Raw genomic sequence first — 416 nt, forward strand, 5'->3', positions numbered from 1 at the left:
ATCACCTTCGGGCGGGACCAGTGGTCCGGCTCGCCGCACAGCCAGGAGCTGCCGCTCAGGTAGAACTCATCCCCGCCGCACGACGTGTGGTCACCGAGCTGGGCGATCTGCTGGTTGCCCGCGTAGCTGAAGCCACCCTTGTTGCAGTCGTGCTTCGCATACAAGTACCAGTTGTAGACGCCGCCGCAGCTGCCGGTGTTCTTGCCATTGCAGCGCGCATAGCTGCACAGCATGGTGTAGCCCCGGCCCTGCTCGCCCATCACCGTGCGCTGGAGCTCCACGGTGGACGGATGCTGCGCCCACAGGCCCACCGCGCGCCGCAGATACATCGCCTCCGGAGCCGCCGCGTCACCCGTGGGCAGCTGGGCGCTCAGCGCGTCGTAGAACGCCGACAACAGCTCGCGGTCCGCGTCCGT

Annotated in this window: 1 pseudogene; it reads right to left on the reverse strand. The window is 67.8% G+C overall.

The features are described 5' to 3' along the window. A pseudogene (locus tag D7Y04_RS43035) lies at window positions 1–416 on the reverse strand (hypothetical protein); the annotation flags it as partial.

It is taken from the genome of Corallococcus sp. AB038B (assembly GCF_003668955.1).
Lineage (GTDB): Bacteria > Myxococcota > Myxococcia > Myxococcales > Myxococcaceae > Corallococcus > Corallococcus exiguus.